The sequence below is a fragment of the Terriglobia bacterium genome (genome assembly GCA_020072565.1).
Classification (GTDB): Bacteria; Acidobacteriota; UBA6911; order UBA6911; family UBA6911; genus JAFNAG01.
Window position 1 is genome coordinate 14,356 of record JAIQGI010000005.1, and the last position, 20,348, is coordinate 34,703.

General features: G+C 60.8%; 11 protein-coding genes. 8 read left to right on the top strand and 3 right to left on the bottom strand.

What is annotated here, in order from left to right:
• The 8 genes from LAP85_04135 to LAP85_04170 all read left to right on the top strand — a co-directional run bounded on the left by LAP85_04135 (window position 1) and on the right by LAP85_04170 (window position 13,826).
• The gene (locus LAP85_04135; protein MBZ5495568.1) at window positions 1-2,733 is read left to right on the top strand and encodes an ABC transporter permease; all 2,733 of its coding nucleotides are present in this window, start codon (window positions 1-3) and stop codon (window positions 2,731-2,733) included.
• A 70-nt stretch (window positions 2,734-2,803) separates the two neighbouring features.
• On the top strand, window positions 2,804-2,989 hold the full coding sequence (locus tag LAP85_04140) for a hypothetical protein (GenBank protein MBZ5495569.1): 186 nt from the start codon (window positions 2,804-2,806) through the stop codon (window positions 2,987-2,989).
• A 235-nt stretch (window positions 2,990-3,224) separates the two neighbouring features.
• Window positions 3,225-3,623: a BlaI/MecI/CopY family transcriptional regulator gene (locus LAP85_04145; protein MBZ5495570.1), complete on the top strand. Its 399-nt coding sequence runs from the start codon at window positions 3,225-3,227 to the stop codon at window positions 3,621-3,623.
• Complete coding sequence (locus LAP85_04150; protein ID MBZ5495571.1) at window positions 3,620-5,470, top strand: TIGR03435 family protein; 1,851 nt, start codon at window positions 3,620-3,622, stop codon at window positions 5,468-5,470. The genes LAP85_04145 and LAP85_04150 overlap by 4 nt, the downstream gene beginning before the upstream one ends.
• A 144-nt stretch (window positions 5,471-5,614) precedes the next feature.
• Window positions 5,615-7,465, top strand: a complete 1,851-nt coding sequence (locus tag LAP85_04155) for a TIGR03435 family protein (GenBank protein MBZ5495572.1) — start codon at window positions 5,615-5,617, stop codon at window positions 7,463-7,465.
• 459 nt (window positions 7,466-7,924) lie between these two features.
• The gene (locus LAP85_04160; protein ID MBZ5495573.1) at window positions 7,925-11,119 is read left to right on the top strand and encodes a carboxypeptidase-like regulatory domain-containing protein; all 3,195 of its coding nucleotides are present in this window, start codon (window positions 7,925-7,927) and stop codon (window positions 11,117-11,119) included.
• A gap of 1 nt (window position 11,120) precedes the next feature.
• The gene (locus tag LAP85_04165; protein ID MBZ5495574.1) at window positions 11,121-13,217 is read left to right on the top strand and encodes a VWA domain-containing protein; all 2,097 of its coding nucleotides are present in this window, start codon (window positions 11,121-11,123) and stop codon (window positions 13,215-13,217) included.
• 471 nt (window positions 13,218-13,688) lie between these two features.
• The gene (locus LAP85_04170; protein ID MBZ5495575.1) at window positions 13,689-13,826 is read left to right on the top strand and encodes a hypothetical protein; all 138 of its coding nucleotides are present in this window, start codon (window positions 13,689-13,691) and stop codon (window positions 13,824-13,826) included.
• Window positions 13,827-13,908: 82 nt separating this feature from the next.
• On the opposite strand, the gene LAP85_04175 is transcribed toward LAP85_04170, so the two are convergent.
• The 3 genes from LAP85_04175 to LAP85_04185 all read right to left on the bottom strand — a co-directional run bounded on the left by LAP85_04175 (window position 13,909) and on the right by LAP85_04185 (window position 20,347).
• On the bottom strand, window positions 13,909-16,458 hold the full coding sequence (locus LAP85_04175) for an ABC transporter permease (GenBank protein MBZ5495576.1): 2,550 nt from the start codon (window positions 16,456-16,458) through the stop codon (window positions 13,909-13,911).
• Between the two features lie 3 nt (window positions 16,459-16,461).
• A complete protein-coding gene (locus tag LAP85_04180; protein ID MBZ5495577.1) occupies window positions 16,462-16,824 on the bottom strand; it encodes a helix-turn-helix transcriptional regulator in 363 nt (120 codons plus the stop codon).
• An 880-nt stretch (window positions 16,825-17,704) separates the two neighbouring features.
• Complete coding sequence (locus tag LAP85_04185; GenBank protein ID MBZ5495578.1) at window positions 17,705-20,347, bottom strand: ABC transporter permease; 2,643 nt, start codon at window positions 20,345-20,347, stop codon at window positions 17,705-17,707.
• Window position 20,348 lies beyond the last annotated feature (1 nt).

Below are 20,348 nucleotides of genomic sequence, written 5' to 3' on the forward strand. Positions count from 1 at the left end.
GTGAACCTTTTCAGATGGCGGCACCACAAAGAGCAGGATCTTCAGGATGAGATTCACTCACACCTCGAGATGGCGATCCGCGATCGAGTGGAGCGGGGCGAGACAGAGGCCGAAGCCTCGTACGCGGTGCGTCGAGAGTTCGGGAATGTCGAGCTGGTCAAGGAAATCACGCGGGACACTTGGGGATTCAGGTGGTTGGAACGGCTGCTGCGTGACTTTCGCCTTGTCCTGCGCGGCCTGGGCCGGGCACCCGGACCAGCCGTGCTCATCATCCTCACGCTGGGACTGGCCGTCGGCGCCAATTCCGCCACCTTCTCGTTGATCGATCGCGTCGCGTTGCGGCCGCTGCCCGTCGAGAAGCCGTACGAGATTGTGAGGGTGAACGCGCCCTTGCTTCCCTACGATCTGGGGGTGGGCGCCGTGATGAGGGGCAGCAGCAAAGTGAAGGGGATGGCCTACCCGCTCTTCCAATCGCTGCGCGCCGGCCTGTCGCGGCCGTTCAGTGCGATGGCCGCCTACCGGCCCTGGCGGTTCACCTTGTCGGCCGAACCATCGGCTGTCGAGATCTCCGGCGAATCGGTGACCGCCGACTACTTCCGGGTGCTCGGGCTCCACGCGCTCGTCGGACGGACCCTCACCCCCGCCGACGATGGGCAGCGCGACGGCCCGGCAATCGCCGTTCTCAACCACGGCTTCTGGATGCGACAGTACGGCAAAGATCAGTCAATCGTCGGCCGCACAATTCGCCTGAACAACGTCCCGCTCACCGTGGTTGGCGTCATCGCTCCCGGTTACTCCGGCATGACGGTGGGACAGCGTCCGGACGTGTTCGTGCCCGTCGCAATGGGCGACCAGCTGGAGCCGTCGCGCCGCGCCCGATCGCCGCTCTATGCCTGGGACGGTGTAACCAATTCCGTGTACTACTCGATCGCGCGGCTGGCCCCCGGCGTGACGTGCGAGGCGGCGGAGCGCGAGGTGCGCGCCTGCTATCAGCGCCTGTTCGACGATGTTGTGCGCGGGAGGAAGAGCAAGCTGAGCGCAAGAAGCATGGAGTTCTATCGGGCCAATCCCCCGGAAGTGATTCCGGCGGGCACCGTCGGCAGCACCCTGTCCGGGACGCAACGCAACCTGGAGGCGCCGCTGCGGCTCCTGTTCGCGATGACGGCGTTGGTTCTCCTGGTCGCCGCGGGCAACGTCGCGAACCTACTGGCCGCATCCGGCGCCCGGCGCAGCCACGAGATGGCCGTGAGCCTTGCGATGGGTGCCCAGCGATGGGACCTGCTGCGTCCCCGCCTGGTCGAGGCCCTGATACTGGCGATCTTGTCGGGCGGGGCGGGCCTGCTGATCGCGGCATGGACCGGCGACCTGATGCCGTCGCTGCTCGGCATGGGGGAGGAGCTCGCCGGCATCAACACGCGGCCCGACGCCCGCGTAGTCGTGTTCACCACGGGCATGTCTCTCCTCACCGGACTGCTCATCTGGCTGGCATCGGCGCTGCTCGTCACGCGCCGCGCCGCGCTGCCCAGTCTCCACACTGCGCCGCGGGGCGCCGCCGGAGGGCGGCCCGGCGCGACGCTGCGGCGCGGCCTGGTGATCGCCCAGGTGTCGCTATCGCTCGCGCTTGTCTGCACGGCGGCGTTCCTCAACCGCAGTCTTGCGAATGTGCTATCGGTTGATCCGGGATTCGACGCGGACCGCGTCGTCGGCTTCACCGTCAATCCTCGAGCGGCCGGCTACGACGGCAATCGACTCGAGCAGTACGTGCGCACGCTCGTCGACCGTGCGCGCGCACTGCCCGGTGTTTCGCACGTCGCGGTGTCGTCGGTGATGCCCCTGTCGGGGGGCGGTGGAGACACGCAGGTAGATGGACCGCGCCAACAGGAGGGCCACGCCGCCGCGCCATGGGTGGAAGACACGGTGGTGTCGCCCGACTTCTTTACGACCCTTGGCCTCGGCCTGACCGCCGGCCGGGCCTTCGACGACCACGACACGAAGGGAGCGCCGCGCGTCGCCATTGTCAACGAGACGGCCGCGCGACTCCTGGTGGACGGTCCGGAGGTCGTCGGCCAGATGATCGGGTATGAGGGCGTGCCGGCCAGCCTGCAGATCGTCGGCGTGGTGCGCGACGGCCGGAGCCGGCTCAAGGCGCCGCCCCCGCCCGCCCTCTTCCTCCCGCGCGCCCAGACGAACGCGAGCGGTGTCAGCGTTCTCCTGCGGGTCCCGCGCGCCGAGATGGTGTCGGCGGCCGCTGTCACCGAAATGGTCAGGCGGCTCGATCCAGGCGTCGCGATGTCGGCGTTCGGAAGTCTTGGCACGCTGGCGCGGGATGCGTTGCTGCGCGACCGGATGCTGGCGGGGCTGTCGCTGGTGTTTGCGTCGCTCGCCGGCCTGCTGGCGGCAATAGGACTTGCCGGCCTCACCAGCGTCAACGTCACGTGCCGGACACGCGAGATCGGCATTCGACTGGCGCTCGGCGCGACCCGCGGATCGGTGGAACGACTCGTTCTGCGGGAAGTCGCGCTGCTGATGGGCGCAGGCCTCGCCGCCGGCCTCACGTTCTTCCTTTTGGCGAACCGGGTTTTGCGGTCGCTGCTGTTCGATATCTCGCCCAACGACCCGGTTACGATCGTGCTGGCGATTGCCGCGCTTGCTGCCATCGGCGTCCTCGCCGGCCTGCTCCCCGCCCGTCGGGCGGCCCGCGTCGATCCGGCGGTGACGCTGAGGTGCGACTGACGGGGGGCCGCTCGCATCCAGACCGTGCTCCCAGTGGTCGCCCTCAGAACCGGACACCCGATAGTACAGGGTGGATATCCCGAAACATGCCTTCATGGTTCGGCTCGAACCGCTGCTGTTCGACGCCACATCGCAAGATCCTGCGACATTCGCCTTTGCCATGGTTGCGCTTGCGACGATCGCGCTCGTCGCCCGCTACATCCCTGCCCGCCGTGCCGCCCGCCTCGACCCCGTGAGCGCATTGCGTTCAGAATAGCGGATTCAAAACACCTGCGACCTGCGCTTAGGATGCTGCGGATAATCGTCCACGATGCGAGATCGTTGAGAAAACAGGTTCGAGATCGAACCAGGAGCGGCCCCGAAGGCAGTGGATCCACGGGGTAACGCGCCGCAACGCGGGGCGCAATCACGTCAGGCGAAAGAGCAAGTGAAAAATATGTTGACAAATCCTACTATATTTTAGTAGCGTAACAAACGTTATAGGAGGTCGCATGGCCAGGACCAAATTCACCAAGCTCGAACTGCACATCCTCGAGGCGCTCTGGGCGTACGGGAAGGCCTCCATCCGCGAAATCCAGGAGGCGTTTCCCGAACCTCGGCCCGCCTACACCACGATACAAACGACCGTGTACCGGCTCGAAGGCAAGAAGGCTGTCCGCCGCGTCCGGAAAATCAGCAACGCGCACATCTTCGAACCCCTCGTGGCGCGCGATGTGACCAGGCGCGGGCTGCTCGACGAGATCCTGAGCTTCTTTGGCGGAAAGGCCCAGCCGATGATGGCGCAACTCGCCGAAGCGGGGAAGCTCACCCGTGACGATGTCCGCGAGCTGGAGCGCATCATTAAGGAGCGCGACGAACGGGAACACGAAAAGGGATGGAGGTCGAAATGATCGCTGTCCTTCTGAACCATCTCTGGCAATCAACGCTCTTCGTGCTCGCGGCCACAATTACCGCGGCGGCGCTGCGAAAAAACAGCGCGCACATTCGGCACGGCGTGTGGGTGATCGCGTCGCTGAAGTTCCTGGCGCCGTTCTCTTTGTTAATGAGCCTGGGCTCGGCGCTGCCCTCGTTCACGCCGGCGGCGGCCGCGATCGCGGACACGACGACGGCTGCTGCGCCCGCTTTGCCGCTCACGGTCGACCGATTCGCGCAGCCGTTCACGGGCGATGACTTCGTGTCGACGATCACCATACGCGCAACGGCATCGACGACGAACTGGATGCCGATGGTGCTGCTCGCCATATGGGCGATCGGACTCCTGGCCGTGGCGTGGACGCGCCTCCGCGGCTGGCAGCGCATTCGCGCGCTCGTCCGTCAGAGTACGCCCGTCGCGCTGCGAAGTCCGATTCCCGTTCGGTCTTCGCCGGGTTCCCTCGAACCGGGTGTTGTCGGCATCTGGAGTTCCGTGCTGCTCATGCCGGCGGGCATCGAACAACGTCTCACGCCGTCGCAGTTCGACGCCGTGTTCGCGCACGAGCTGTGTCACGTTCATCGTCGCGACAACCTCACCGCCGCGATTCATATGGTCGTCGAAACCGTGTTCTGGTTTCACCCGCTGGTCTGGTGGATCGGAGCCCGGCTGGTCGAGGAACGCGAGCGCGCCTGCGACGAATACGTGCTCCGCGCATTCGGGGAGCCGCAGACCTATGCGGAGAGCATCCTCAACGTCTGCAAGCTCTACGTCGAGTCGCCGCTGCCGTGCGTCTCCGGCGTCAGCGGATCGGACTTGAAGAAGCGTGTCGCGGCCATCATGGTCAATCACATCGGCACGCGATTGAACCTTGCGCGCAAGACAGCGCTGACGCTCGCGGCGATCCTTGCGATCGCGCTGCCGCTCATTGTCGGGATGTTGACGCCGGCCATTCGCGCGTCGTCGCCGCAAGAACCGGTAGTCTTTGTCGCCAGACCTCAGACGCGCCCTTCGTTTGAGGCGGCTTCTATCAAGCTTGCTCCAAACTGCGACGCAACCCGTCCCGCGCGCTTCTTACATGACAGGATAATTCTGCCATGCACGACGCTTCGAGCCCTTATCCGGAACGCATATACCCCATTTTCCGGCGGAAGACTCCCAGCAACCCGTATTGAGGTGCTTGGTTTGCCAAGCTGGACAGAGAAGGATACCTATAATGTGGAGGCGAAGGCTGAATCCAATGCATCCCTTGCACAGATGCTGGGGCCCATGCTGCAAGCGCTCCTCGAAGACAGATTTCAATTGAAAGTTCACAAGGAGTTCAGAAACAAGCCTGTCTACGAACTGACCGTGGCAAAGAGCAATCCCAATATGCGGCCTTCAAAAAAGGGAAGCTGTATTCCGAGGGACGATAACAGCATTATAGCGGGTTCCGCCAATCCTGCCGAAATGTTTAAGACCAGATATTGTGGCATCGCGCCGTTCACGTCCAAAGGTTCGACTTGGAGCACCGATTGGTATGGGGTAAGTATGTCCGAGCTTGCCGATATGCTTCAAATCGCCCGCTTGGATCGCACCGTAATTGACAGGACCGGACTTACGGGGCGATTTGATTTCCACCTGGAATTTGTCCGCGAGCGCACCAGTTCGGGTGTGGTTACTCTTAATGGCGTTCCTGTGCCCGCTGACTCAATTCCATCGGTTGATGCAATGGGGCCGTCAATCTTTACCGCCCTGAAGGAACAACTCGGATTGCGACTTTCTCCCGCTAATGGTCAAGTAGCAGTGCTTGTCATTGATCGTGTGGAGAAGCTCTCCCCGAATTAGGAGGAGCAACCTCGAAGGTGCTCTTTACATTCTGCAGATTGGGAATTATGCCCAAACAATCTTGTTTTGCGAAGGAAACCCATTGAAAAGGCAAACGGAAAATTCACTCCGTCCGCGTCCAGGAAACAAGCGAAGGAGGTCGATGTGCTTGCTACCCTCATGAACCATCTCTGGCAATCATCGCTCTTCGTGCTCGCGGCCGCGATTACCGCGGCGGCGCTGCGGAAGAATGGCGCGCACATTCGGCACGGCGTGTGGGTGATCGCGTCCCTGAAGTTCCTGGCGCCGTTCTCTTTATTAATGAGCCTGGGCTCGGCGCTGTCCTCGTTCACGCCGGCGGCGGCCGTCATCGCGGACACGACGACAGCGGCTGCGCCCGCTTTGCCGCTCGCAGTCGACCGCTTTGCGCAGCCGTTCACAAGCGATGACTTCGTGCCGGCGGGCACGATGCGCGCAACGGCATCGACGACGAGCTGGATGCCGATGGTGCTGCTCTCCTTATGGGGGATCGGATTCCTGGCCGTGGCGTGGACGCGCCTCCGCGGATGGCAGCGCATTCGCGCGCTCGTCCGTCAGAGTACGCCCGTCGCGCTGCAAAGTCCGATTCCCGTTCGGTCTTCCTTGGGCCTCCTCGAACCGGGTGTTGTCGGCATTCGGCATCCCGTGCTGCTCGTGCCGGCAGGCATCGAACAGCGTCTCACGCCGTCGCAGCTTAACGCCGTGTTCGCGCACGAACTGCGTCACATCCAGCGTCGCGACAACCTCACCGCCACGATTCATATGGTCGTCGAAGCCGTGTTCTGGTTTTACCCGCTGGTCTGGTGGATCGGCGCCCGGATGGTCGCCGAACGCGAGCGTGCCTGCGACGAGCACGTGCTCCGCGCCTTCGGTGAGCCGCAGAGCTACGCGGAGAGCATCCTCAACGTCTGCAAGCTCTACGTCGAGTCGCCGCTGCCCTGCGTCTCCGGCGTCAGTGGTTCGGACCTGAAGAAGCGCGTCGCGGCCATCATGGCTAGCCGCATCGGCGCGCGATTGAACTTCGCGCGCAAGACGGCGCTTGCGCTCGCCGCGATCCTTGCGATTGCGCTGCCGCTTGTCGCCGGGATGCTGACCGCCCCCTTTCGCGCACCGGCACTCGGACTGCCCCAAGGTGGCGCGGCGACGACGGGACAATCGCCGCCGGCGAGTTTCGAGGTCGTCTCGGTCAGGGCCTGCGATCCCAACGCGGTGTCGCCTGGCGGCCGCGGCGGCTGGGCGGGAGCGGTGTCTCCGGGAAGACTGCGGCTGGATTGTCAGAACCTGGAAGCTTTGATTCGCTTGGCGTATTTCGTCAACGCGAACGGCCGCTTCAATCCGCCAGGGACATACCCGAGCATCGAGTGGTCCAAGGAGTCTGAACGGCTGAAGTTCGAACGATTCACGATTGAAGCGAAGGCCGATGGCACGCCACTGGCCGCGGTCATGCGGGGTCCGATGCTGCAGGCGGTTCTCGAGGATCGATTCAAGCTGAAAGTCCATTACGAAACCCGCGAGGTGCCCGTCTACGAGCTCGTCGTCGCCAAAGGCGGCTCGAAGTTGACACCGTTCAAGCCGGGCGCCTGCGTCCCGATCGATTGGAACTCGTACCCACCGCCGCCCCTCGAACCAGGCCAGCGCCGGTGCCAGAACTCAACATCGAGAGACGACAGCGACAGATACTGGGTGGAAACCGCCGAAGCGACGACGCTCGATGAATGGGTAACAGGGATCCGCGGGCCCGACCGCGACCGGCCGGTTGTCAACAAGACCGGGCTTACGGGACTGTTCGCCTTCCGTCTCGTCTACGAAAACCACGACGACTTTGTCGCCGGGCTCAAGAACCAGCTCGGATTGGAGCTGCGAGGGGCGACGGGGCCGCAGCGGATCTTGGTGATCGACCACGTCGAGCGGCCGACGCCGAACGCCGCATCAGCGATCGGCAACCCGCCAAGGCCAAGGCGGGTCGTATCCCGCTGATTCATTATGGACCTGACCAGTGGAAAGGCGCATGGGCCGGTCCATTTGGGCCCGGAAGCGCGGCAGCGAACGTTAAGAGATTTGCGCGCCGGAGGCGAAAATGAGAAGCCCCAGCATTCTGATTCTGTTGACCGCCTTCGCCTGGCGTACGGCGTTCGGACAATTGCCCTCCCCAAAACGGTATCCGAGGCCGCCTCAGTCAAGCCTGCTATTACACGTAATGCGGGCTCAGCGGCCGGCCCGCGGTCAACAGGCGCTCCACCCGCTTCGCCCCAGGGTGATCCGATTCTGGTTATCTACGCTGGCATTGCTCTCAAGGACCTCTTGATCAGGGCTTACGGTCTGCGATCACACCAGATCGTTGGGCCCTCTTAGCTCGAGAGAGCAGCAAACGAACTCTGTTACCGAGTCAAGTGACAGTCACTCGAAAGACGACCCATTATGAACGAATCGAGTAGCATGAGTTACGTTCGACAGATTGCTCTTGCGGCCGCCGCATGCCTGTGTCTCCTTTCCCTCGGCGCTGCGAGCCTGGCGGCCTCGGAACATCACGGACAGGTGAAGTTCGCAGGCGTGCCTGTGCCCGGCGCTACGGTCACTGCGGTCCAAGGCGAGAAGAAACTTGTAACCATCACAGACGCCATGGGGAACTACTCGTTTCCCGATCTTTCCGATGGAGTCTGGACGATTCAGGTCGAAATGCTTTGTTTTTCGGCCGAGAGACGGGACATGACCATCGCGGCGGAGGGGAGCGCTGCGGAATGGGAGCTGAAGCTGCTCCCGCTGAAGGAAATCAATGCGGAAACCAGAATGCTTGCGGTATCCGAGGCCGCATCAAAGCCGCAATCCGGTGTTTCTGCCGGTGCGAAGGATGCGAATAGACTCAAAGGCCTGCAAGTAGAGCCTCGCAAGGCCGAACCAGCGCAGCCGCCGGGAGCCAATGCGCAGGGGAGCTTTCAGCGCGCTGAGTTGAACGCTGCTGCAGCCGATGCTTCGGTGGGCGCCGCGGCAACGGATCGCGATTCGGGGGCGTTCAGAGGCCAGAGCTCCGACGAGCTAGTCCAGCGCGCCTCCGACGGCTTTCTCATCAACGGCAGCGCCAATAACTCAGCCAGTTCTCCTTTTGCCCTGAGGCCCGCGTTCGGCAACATGCGCAAAGGCATGCGGTCGCTTTACAGCGGTAACTTTGGCCTGGTCCTGGACAACTCCGCGTTGGACGCACGCTCGTATTCCTTCACCGGGCAGAACACGGCCAAGCCGTCCTACAATCGCCTGTCGGGCTCGGCTTCGTTCGGCGGCCCGCTGAGGATTCCGCACCTGATGACAAATGGGCCCATGTTTGTGGTCACCTACCAGTTTGCGCGAAACCGCAATGCCACGACGCAACCGGGCCGGATGCCGACGCTGGCGGAGCGCGGCGGAGATTTCTCGCAGACCGTGAATTCCCTCGGGCAGCCGGTGCAGATCTTTGATCCCACGACCGGCTTGCAGTTTCCCGGCAACGTCGTGCCGAAGGATCGAATCAGTCCTCCGACCAAAGCTCTATTGGACCTTTATCCACCCGCGATGTTTGCCGGCAGCGATCGCTACAACTATCAGATCCCCATCGTCGGGACTTCTCATATGGATGGAGTCCAATCTCGTCTCAGCCGCACAATCGGCCGCAACAATTATCTCTCCGGCGGCTTCGAATATCAGTCGACGCGTTCGAGCAGCCCGAACCTTTTCGGCTTTCTGGATAAATCGAATTCTTCGGGCATCAATGGGAACGTCAACTGGAGGCGCAGCTTCACGATGCGGTTCGTGATGAATTTCGGCTACCAGTACAGCCGCATGGTTTCCAGAAACACGCCGTTCTTCTCGAGCCGCCGCAATGTTTCCGGCGAGGCCGGGATCTCCGGCAACAACCAGGATCCGATAAACTGGGGGCCGCCGAACCTGTCGTTCTCGGGCGGCGCGACGGGATTATCCGATGCGCAGGCGTCCTTCAACCGCAATCAGACAAACTCGTTCACCTCCAGCACGTTCTGGAGTCGCGGCCGCCATGGCATGACCTGCGGGGCAGATTTCCGGAGGCAGCAGTTCAACTACCTGGCGCAGCAGGATGCGCGCGGCTCGTTCATGTTTACGGGTGCGGCCACGCAAGCCAGAGTGAATGGCATTGCGGTGCCGGGCACGGGCTACGATCTGGCCGATTTCATTCTGGGAATACCCGACACCAGTTCGATCGCCTACGGCAATGCCGACAAGTACTTTCGCGCGTCCATGTACGACGCCTACTTCACCGACGATTTCAGGGTCAATTCGGAATTTACCTTGAACATAGGGCTGCGCTGGGAATACGGCTCGCCGATCACTGAGCTGTACGGCCGCCTGGTAAACCTTGACATTGCCCCCGGCTTTACGGCCGCAGTCCCTGTGATTGCGTACGATCCGGTCGGCGGCATCACGGGGCAAACATATCCTGACTCCCTCGTTCATCCGGACAAACACGCCTTCCAGCCGCGCATCGGCATCGCCTGGCGCCCGTTCCCCGCGTCATCGCTGGTCATTCGCGCCGGCTACGGCATTTATTTCGACACTTCAGTCTATAACGCCATTGCCATGCAGATGGCCCAGCAATCGCCGCTATCGAAGAGCCTCAGCGTGCAGAACAGCCCGGATCACCCGCTCACTCTGGCAAACGGGTTCTACAGTTCTCCGGCGACCACGCCCCAGATCTTTGCCGTCGATCCGAACTTGCGCGTCGGTTACGTGCAAACCTGGCAGCTTTCCATTCAGCGCGATCTGCCGTTTGCGCTGCAGATGAACGCCACGTACCTGGGGAACAAAGGCACGCGAGGGATGCAGCGGTTTGTGCCCAACACGTATCCTGCCGGAGTGACGAGTCCCTGTCCTTCCTGTCCGGCGGGATTCATTTATCTGACCTCGAACGGCAACTCGAACCGGCACGCCGGACAGATTCTACTACGGCGGCGGCTGCACAACGGCTTTACCGCTACCCTTGCGTACACTTTCTCGAAATCGATCGACGACGCTGCAATCGGCGGACGGGGTCAGGGAAGTGCGGTGATCGCGCAAAACTGGCTCGATCTCAGCGCGGAGCGTGCTCTGTCGAACTTCGATCAACGTCATCTGATGAACCTGCAGCTGCAGTACGCAAGCGGAACAGGTGTAGCCGGCGGCATGCTGATGGGCGGCTGGAGGGGACGACTCCTGAAGGAATGGACTTTTGCCTCGCAGATCACGGCAGGCAGCGGTCTTCCCCTGACGCCCGTTTATCCTGGAGCCGTCGGCGGGACCGGGGTCACCGGGCCGCTGCGGCCGGACTACACAGGAGCCTCGCTTTATGCTGCTCCGCAGGGACTTTTTCTGAATCCGCTCGCTTACGTCGCTCCAGCCGCAGGTCATTGGGGAAATGCCGGCAGGAACTCGATTGCCGGTCCTGCCCAGTTCTCGCTGATCGCCTCGATGGGCCGCACGTTTCGGGTGCGAGATCGCATCAGCCTCGATCTCCGCATAGACGCCACAAATGCGTTCAATCATGTCACCTTCATCAGCTGGAACACAATGGTGGGCGGCCCGCAATTCGGCCTGCCGAACGGCGCCGGTCCAATGCGCAGCATGCAAACCACTCTGCGGGCGAGGTTTTAAAATGAGGCTGATCGCGACAGCAACTCTGTTTTTATGGACTATTGCTTCGGAAGGGCAGCAGGTCGGCCAGAACGCGCCCATGACCGCGACGCCGCAGACCACGTTTAAGACGAGCACCCAACTTGTGATCGAGAACGTCGCCGTCACGGACAAAAGCGGCAACTCGATCGAGGGCTTGACAGCCAAGGATTTCACGGTCACGGAAGACGGCGTGCCCCAGGAGATCACTGTCTTTGAATACCAGAAGCTGCCTGAGGCTCCGGACACGACCCCGACGTTGGAGCCAGTCCGGCCGATACTCCTCGATAAGCTGCCTCGCACCCAGATCTCGCCCGAAATGTCGGGTAAGATCAAATACAGCGATCGTCGCCTCCTGGCACTGTACTTCGACATGACCGCAATGCAGTCTCCCGACCAGCTGCGCGCGCTAAACGCGGCCATCAGGTTTGTGCACACGCAGATGACGCCTGCGGACCTGATATCGATGTTCATGTTTTCCGGTGGCGCGGTCCGCGTGCTGTCGGACTTTACCGCCGATCGGGACCGGCTGCTGAGCATCATCGAGACCATGATCGTCGGCGAAAATGAGAACGCCGAGGCGATCCCGGACGATGCGGACACCGGCGCGGCCTTCGGCCAGGACGACAGCGAGTTCAACATCTTCAACACCGATCGCCAGCTGGCCGCGCTCCAGACAGCAGTGAGCTATCTATCAACTCTGAGCGAGAAAAAATCGCTTATTTATTTCGCCAGCGGCTTGAGGCTGAGCGGCGTCGATAATCAGGCGCAATTGCAGGCTACTATCAACGCCGCGATCCGCGCGGGGGTCTCTTTCTGGCCGATCGACGCGCGCGGCCTGATGGCTCAGGCTCCCATGGGAGACGCCACCCGGGGATCGCCGGGCGGCGTGTCGATGTATACGGGCGGCGCCGCCATGGCGATGATGACGAACTTCCAGAGGTCACAAGATACGCTGTGGGCCCTGGCAGCCGATACCGGCGGTAAGTCTCTGCTCGACAGCAACGACCTGGCGCGGGGAATCGTCGAGGCGCAGAAAGCCACCTCCAGCTATTACATCATCGGTTATTACGCCAGCAACGCGGCTCTGGACGGCAAATTCCGCCGGATTAGGATCTCGCTCAACAACGGGCAGCCCGCCTCTTTGGACTATCGCCAGGGCTATTATGCCGGCAAACTGTTCGAGAAGTTTACCGCTGCAGACAAAGAAAGGCAGCTGGAGGAAGCGCTGATGTTGGGCGATCCGATCACGGAGCTCACCATCGCCATGGAGATCGACTACTTCCAGCTGAACCGTGCCGAATACTACGTACCGCTGGTGGTGAAGATTCCTGGGCGGGAGCTGGCGCTGGCCCGGCGCAGCGGCGCCGAGCACACGCTTATTGATTTTATCGGCGAGGTGAAGGACGACTACGGCACGACCATCCGGAACGTGCGCGACAAGGTGGACATCAAGCTGAGTGACGCAACCGCCGCGGAACTGGCGAAACGTCCGATTCAATACGACACCGGTTTTACCCTTCTTCCGGGAAAATACAAGATCAAGTTTCTGGCGCGCGATGCCGAAACCGGCAGAATCGGGACTTATCAGACCAACTTCACGATCCCGAATCTGAACCGGGAGGAGATACGGATTCCGATCAGCTCGGTGGTTCTGAGCAGCCAGCTTGTCTATCTCCGGGATGCTCTTTATAGCGTAGGGAAAGACAAGGCTCGGGAAAAGATCAATGCCGTGAATCCCCTGGTGCATGAGGGGATGAAGCTGATTCCCAGTGTGACGCGGGTGTTCAGCCAATCCCGGGACATGTACGTCTATCTGCAGGCTTACGACCGGGCCACGCCAAGCCTCCAGCCGCTGGTGGCATATGTTACTTTCTTCAGAGGGCAGACCAAGGCGTTTGAAACGGCGCCGCTCGAGGTGACCGACACTCCCGGCCCCGTTTCGAAGGCGATGGATTTGCGGTTCAGCTTATCTCTCAGCAAACTACCTCCCGGCGAATACATCTGCCAGGTAACGGTGATCAGCCCGAGCGGCCGGAAAGTCGCATTCTGGCAAGCCCCGATCATGCTCATCCAATAGCGCGCAACGCCGCTACAATCCAGGCTCCGCCCGGTATTAGAAGCTCGCTCCGGCCACGCCCACAAGCGTGTCCTCCTGCCCTGCTCGAAGCCGGCAACGGCCCCTCGATCCGCGGAGGCGCATCCATCTTCATATGCGCTGGCCCCACCGACAAGGAAGTGGCAGAAATCCGAGAAGGAACGATCCCGCCCGCTGCATCGCGGATGCGGCGGGAGCGGTCGGCGGCTGCTACACTCTCGGCTACTACACGAAGAACACCGCGAGCGACGGAAGGTACCGCCGCGTGAAGGTGATGCTCGCCGATCGGGTCGCAGCGGACCTGTCCTATCGCCAGGGGTACTACGGCGAGAAGGACTACAGCAAGTTCAACGCCTTTGACAAGGAGCGCCAGTTCGCCGAGGCGCTCAGGCTCACCAAACGATTCTCCCTTGCCCTCCTCACAGTGGATGGACGACGACTGAGTACGGGTTCATGTTGTCGCCCACGACGGTGCTGCTGGACCAGCAAGGCCGCGCGATCATGCGGCACATTGGATTCAGCCTCGCACGCGTGCGCGCGATCGAGGCAGGAATCAACAGATTGCTGCTGCAGGGAACGAAAGCGAGGTAAGGCGCTTTGCTTTCTCTTGGTGAGGTAGTGCTCTGCCAATCGATGACGCGCGTGACGGGCCTGCGCCATCCTGTCCAATGAGTCACTCCGACTTGAGCGCGGCCATGGGATCGATCCGGATTACCCGCGACGTTGCGAACCAGATCGCTGCCAAGGCCGTCAGCGTGAGCAGCAGGACCCCGAGGATGCACGTTTGCATGCGGAGGGGTTCCGAGGACGACATCAGGCTCGTCAAGAATTTTCCGGAAACGATTGCACCTGCGACACCCGCGCACATCCCCGCGATCACCGGAACCATGCCTTGTCGCACGATAGCAGCGCGAATTTTTCCGGGCGCTGCACCAATGGCAATGCGAACGCCAATCTCGTGCGTCCGCTGAGTTACCGAGTAAGAGGCCACGCCGTAGATGCCGATCGCCGCCAACACCATCGCAAATACGCCTAAAAACAGTATGGCGGTCGTGTAGAAGCGCGGTCGCAACAGGTTGCCGCTCAGGCGTTGGTCCAGGGTTGCCGCGTCATAGATAGGGATGCGAGGATCAACGCCCTGCACAGCTGTCCGGCACGCCTGCAGATACGCATCGGCCCGCCCGCGAACCCGCGCGACAAACGTCAAATACCCGGGAGCGGACTTTTCTTCCAGGGGTTGGTAGATCAGCATGTTCTGCTTCGATGCCGGACCGCCCAACCAGATATCGCGTACCACTCCGACAATGGTGTACGGGACTTTTCCCAGATAACCCCTGGTCCCGACAATTCGGGTGCCAAGACCGCTTCGCTGCGCAAAGGACTCGTCCACAATGACGACATGATCCCTTGCAGCATATTCCGCGGCTGTAAAGTCGCGGCCGGCGACGAAGTGTATTCCCATGGCTCCGAAATATCCGGAAGTGACCGTATTGCCCACGACGTGACCGGACACCATGGCGCCGGACTCGCTCGACATGTTAGTGTTGAGCAATCTCCAATCACTGTCTATGAGCGGCAGGTACCTGACTGCTCCGGCCGATTCGACGCCCGGCGTCGCCCTGAGGCGCTCCAAAGCGGCGCTGTAGAACTGAAGCTCGCGGTTCTTATCGTAGATCCCCGCCACAGAAGCTCGCATGGTCACAACCTGAGTGGTTTGGTATCCAAGATCGGCACCGAGCAGCTTCAGGAAGCTGCGGCCCATCATGATGCACCCGGCGAGCAGGGCTACTGTCAGCGCCGCCTGCAATGCCACCAGTGAGGTGCGCACCTTGCCTGGGCCCGAGCCGGCCACGCCAGGCTGGCTGCGGATAATCTCATCCACAGGTTGCATGCGACGGATTGTCAGCGCGGGAAGCAACCCAAAAATCACACCAGTGCCCACGGTCGCTGCCGCCATGAACGCCAGCACGCGCCAGTCGAGCACAACATATGACTGCGCGGCCAGCGGAGCGGGTTCGAAGCGGGTGGCCAAAGCCGACGCCCACCAGGCCACCGGCAATCCGAGGATCGTGCCGAGAAGCGTCAGAACGGTAGCTTCCGTAATCAACTGCTGGAGGAGCCGGGAACGGCTCGCCCCAAGCGCAGCGCGGATGCTCATTTCCAGACGGCGCTCGTTAGTGCGGGAAAGCAGCAATTGCGCGACGTTTGCGCAGGCAATACAGAGCACAAGCAGTACCGCAGCAAACAGCACGGCTGAGGCACGGCTTACCGGTCCGGCCAGTTCATCCCGGAGCGGCATGAACCGGGCATTTCGCATCATGAATTCGATGTTTCTCTGAGGATATACACGACGAAGCTCTGTGGTGAACATCGCCTTCGCCTGCGGCATGGGAATGCCCGGCTTCACGCGGCCGACGATGTCCGAGTCCCACACGCCATAGCCTCGCGGCAGCCCCTTGGGTACAGCCGCCCACATGCTGGTACGGCTCGGATAATCGAAGCCACGGGGCGCTATGCCGATCACGGTGAGCGGCACGCCATTCACGCGCACCGTCGAACCGAGCACGTCCCGATCGCCGCTCCAAAAATCACGCCACAGCCCGTAGCCGATCACGACGACACCGGGGCCGCGTGTATCTTCGTCCGGCGCGAAGGCACGGCCCAACTCCGGCTCGACGCCCAAAACCTGGAAGAAGTTGCTGGAAACCTCCGTAACGGTGACGCGCTTCGCCTCGGCACCCCGATCCAAGTTCACCTCTAACGTCGAGGTTTCCGCTGCTTCCGCGAGATATGCGCTGTGATTTCCCCAGTCCTTCACTTCACCTTGACCGCGGAAACGGAACATCCAAATCTGCACCAGTCTCTCCGGTTCGCGGAAGGGCAGGCTCCGGAATAGCACGCCGTTCAGAACGCTGAAGACGCCGGTGGTGACACCGATGGCCATGGCCAAAGCGATCACGGCGAGGCCGGTTGCCAGGGGGCGCCGCCAGTAGACGCGGGCGGATGTTCGCACATCCTGCGACACTTCGTGCCCGATCTCCGTCGGAATCGAGACAGCCAGATCGCAGAGCACGCGCGCCCAGAAAGCGAGGAGCGCCGGCCGGCCGCGAACTCCGCGATAGTCATCCTGAAACTGGAGTTGCAGGAGCGCCGCATATTCCTCACGGAATCGGGCAGGGTATAGCCGCAGCAGAAGGCGATAGAGCCGGGACGGGTCGCTCATGCGTCACCTCGCCAATTCCGGAAGGCAGCCTCTCTCATCGGCCAGGCGCACCAGCTCTCGCATGCGGGCGGCCTCCGCCTTAAGCACCTGTAGTCCCAGCGACGTAATGCGGTAATACCGGCGGCGAGCGTCGTCCAGGTGCGGATCGGGCCGTTCTTCGGATTCTTCGATCCAGCCCCGTTCGAGCATCGTGTTGATCGAGCCATAGAGCACGCCCGAGCCGAGGTTCATTTTCCCGCCTGTGCGCTGCAGGATCTCGCGCTTCAAAGCATACCCGTGCCGCTCTCCCTGGCTCAGAGACAGCAGCATGTAATAGAGATGCAACTTCAGGGGAAGGAAGACTTCCAATCGATTCAGTGTCTTCATAATACTATTATGTCTAATTGAGACATAGTATGTCCATCCTGGGACAGGTTGTCAAGCTCAAACTCTCCCTTGTGTGTCGCCATAAGTACCATCGCGATTCCGTCCCCGGGGTTGCGCCCGCCGTTGCACAGGATGAATCTCTCCCACGACAGTCCAAAGTGGCAGATCTGGGATGGCGCCCATTGCCGATAGAATGAAAATCGGATGATGGCACAAAGTCGCGGTGACTTGGGCTGAATCGGTCTGAACACCAATAACGCTTCAGGCCGCCTGCTGCCAATCGTATCGATGATGCCGGCCGCCCATTCGCGGGAATGAGATCACAGCAGCAGAAGTTTCAGAAGCTCTCCGTGAATTCTGGGAGCGCCCCAGGAGGAATTCTCAGACGCCATGCGGCGGGTCAGAGCTCGAACCTCGGCATTGAGCTTTGGCCTACCAAGGATCTTTGCCCGCGACCGAAGCCGCCAGAACAAACGAAAGCCTGCTCGATGCCAAGCGACCACGGTCTCTGGCTTGACGATGATCAGGACCTTGTTCCAGGCAGGCCATAACCGGCGGAGCAAAATCCAAAACACTCGGTCTTGGATTCGCAATCGCGGGCGAGGAGTTTTCCGCTTAAGCACGCCCAGCTGCTGACGGAGAGCAAGGATCTCAAGAGCGAGACTGCAACGGGAACGGAAAGAGACACTGAGGCAGTTCAGGAACCCAATCACAAATGCAATCATGAGCTCAGATTTATAGCATGAGGTGCATTCCACTGTCTGCGTTAACGGCTTGAATTTGCAGCCCTACGAAGTTTTGGCGACACACAGGAAGTCATGTTCGGTCAGATGGTCGGCCTTTTGCCGGGACGAATCTATTAAATCCTCCGCGGGGTGACTTACTCACATCGGAGAGCGGTCATGGCATCGACTCTGGCTGCCCGGTGTGCAGGCAGGTACGTGGCAACCATGCCCACCAACGCCCAGAGCGTGCATGCGCTAATGTAGGTAGCCGGATCGGTAGTGGTGACACCAAACACCATCTTCGACATCATCCTGTTCAGTATCAGTGCGCCGGCGACCCCGATGCCTTCGCCGACGAAAATCAACGAGAGACTTTGTCGGAGGAATAACCCTACGACATTCGGCATTGCCGCGCCCAGTGCCAAACGGATGCCTATCTCATTTGTACGCGAGCTGACGGAATACGCCATGACGCCGTAGATCCCAATTGCCGCCAGAGCGACAGCGGCGACCGCGAAGATGCTGATTAGGAGCAGATTGAATCTTCGGGGCATGTCGGAGCGGGCCAGGCTCTGTTCAAGGGTCTCAATGCGTGTAATGGGCTGTTCCTTGTCGATCGACCACACGGTTTGCTTAACACCTGCGATTAAATCCGACGGGTTCCCGCTGGTGCGTATGAGAAGGCCACCGCCGATTGCTCCCCGAAACTGCGGGAAGAGGGTGTATATGCTCTCTTCCACCGGACCTTCCAGCCCACGGTGCCTGACATCATCTACGACACCAACAATGGTCGTCCATTGCATTTCTGCTGGGTTCTTTGGCCGCGAGAAGGAGATCTTCTTGCCAATCGGGCTTTGACCGGGCCAAATGCTTTGTGCCGTTGCCCTGTTAATGATGGCAACCGCGGGATATGTGCTGGGAACGTCCTGGTTCGTAAACGTGCGTCCCGCGATCTGCTGAATGCGAAGCACGCGAAAATAATCTGGGCTGACTGGATGAATGTTGAGCTCGACAGGTGCTTCCCTGGCCTCCACATATATCCTGACAGGCATGCCTCCCGAAAAGGGAATGGAACCAATGGCTGCGGTGTCCGCACCCGGCAACTGTTCTAACTTTTCCAGGAGCTGCAGATAGGTTTGCTGTATGAGGTTTGAGTCATATACTTTCCCTTTCAGGTATTTGCTGCCGCTCGGGGAAACACGCAAAGTGAGCACGTTCCCGGGATCGAACCCGGATGGGACTCCATGCAATCGGATGAAGCTATTGATCAGCAGGCCGGCGGCAACGAGCAGCACCAGCGACAGAGAGATCTCTACCACTACCAGCAACCGACTGAAGCGGCGCCGCCGAGTTCCCGGAGATCTGGTCTCTTTCAAACCTGGCACCAAATCGGCCCTTGACCCTTGGAATGCGGGTACGATGCCGCAGACGAGTCCCGTGATCAGGGAGGCGGCTACCAGAAAAACGAAAACCGTCCAGTCAATGCCAATGGCGTCCAATCCCGGCAGGTTTTGGGGGCTCAGCCCAATCAAAGCCTTCAGACCCCACGAGGCAAGGACCAGTCCCAGCAAGCCGCCAAAGAACGCCAATAAGATACTCTCTGTCAAGAGCTGTCGGACCAGCCGCGCTCTCACCGCTCCCAATGAGGATCGCACCGCCAATTCTCGCGAGCGGTTGGCACCGCGTGCAATCAATAGGCTCGCGACATTAGCACAGGCGATCAACAACACTAAAGCCACCGCCCCCGCCAGGACGAGGACCTGTTTGTGTACGTCGCCAACCACAACTTCATAGAGGGAAACCAGTTTGATGCCGCAGCCTGCATTAGTTTTGGGAAACTCTCTTTGGAGCCGCTGGGCTATCAGATCCATCTCAGCCTGTGCCCGTTCGATTACTATATTCTGTCGAAGCCGCGCTATGACGATCAGCGTGTGACCCGATCTGGTTTGATCGGCTCTTGGGTCTTGCCGGAACCAGCAATCGATCGGACCTCGTAACGCATCACCAATCGTAAATTCGCGCGGCAAAATCCCGATAATGCTGTAGCTCTTGCCATCCAAAGCAAGGGATTGTCCGATTGCACTTGGATCACCTCCTAAACGGCGCTGCCAGAGGTCATGACTGATAACCACCAAATAACTCTCCGCGGATTTATATTCCTCAGAAAACAGCCGCCCCACGGCAGCATGTGTTCCCACAAGTGAGAAAAAGTCCGCAGTGACCGACATGGAGCCGACTTTTTCCGGAGCGCCTCCAGTGAGATTGACCTTGGAGTTCCTTACCGCGGCCATGCCGTCAAAGGAATGGGACGAGGATCTCCATTCGTCAAAGTCGGCGGGATCCGCATACGTCATGCTCGATTCTCTAGTGGTTTCAAATACCTGGACAAGACGTTGCGGATCTTTAAAGGGAAGCGAGTGCCACAGAACGCCATTGACAACGCTGAAGATCGCAGTATTGGCGCCGATGCCGAAAGACAATGTGAGGACTGCCGCCGCCGTGAAGCCCGGATTCTTGCGTAGAATCCGGAAGCCGTATCTGAAGTCTTGGAGCAAATCCTCGACAAGGCCGACACGGCGCATGTCCCGGCATTCTTCCTTGCGCAGTTCAATACCGCCCATGTCGATCATGGCACTGCGGCGAGCTTCCGTAGGAGACATGCCCTTGGCCAGGTACTGATCAATCTTCATTCCCAGGTGATACTGGAGCTCCGCGTCGAGATCCTCCTCGACTCGTCGCCGGCGGAAGAGCGAGCGCAGGCGCAACGGCACAGTGTAGAACCATTGCTCGAAGCGCATA

Coding starts and splice junctions, on each gene's coding strand:
- LAP85_04165 (MBZ5495574.1), top strand. CDS start 11,121: ATGAGGCTGATCGCGACAGCAACTCTGTTTTTATGGACTATTGCTTCG.
- LAP85_04170 (MBZ5495575.1), top strand. CDS start 13,689: ATGTTGTCGCCCACGACGGTGCTGCTGGACCAGCAAGGCCGCGCGATC.
- LAP85_04160 (MBZ5495573.1), top strand. CDS start 7,925: ATGAGTTACGTTCGACAGATTGCTCTTGCGGCCGCCGCATGCCTGTGT.
- LAP85_04175 (MBZ5495576.1), bottom strand. CDS start 16,458: ATGAGCGACCCGTCCCGGCTCTATCGCCTTCTGCTGCGGCTATACCCT.
- LAP85_04150 (MBZ5495571.1), top strand. CDS start 3,620: ATGATCGCTGTCCTTCTGAACCATCTCTGGCAATCAACGCTCTTCGTG.
- LAP85_04185 (MBZ5495578.1), bottom strand. CDS start 20,347: ATGCGCTTCGAGCAATGGTTCTACACTGTGCCGTTGCGCCTGCGCTCG.
- LAP85_04145 (MBZ5495570.1), top strand. CDS start 3,225: ATGGCCAGGACCAAATTCACCAAGCTCGAACTGCACATCCTCGAGGCG.
- LAP85_04180 (MBZ5495577.1), bottom strand. CDS start 16,824: ATGAAGACACTGAATCGATTGGAAGTCTTCCTTCCCCTGAAGTTGCAT.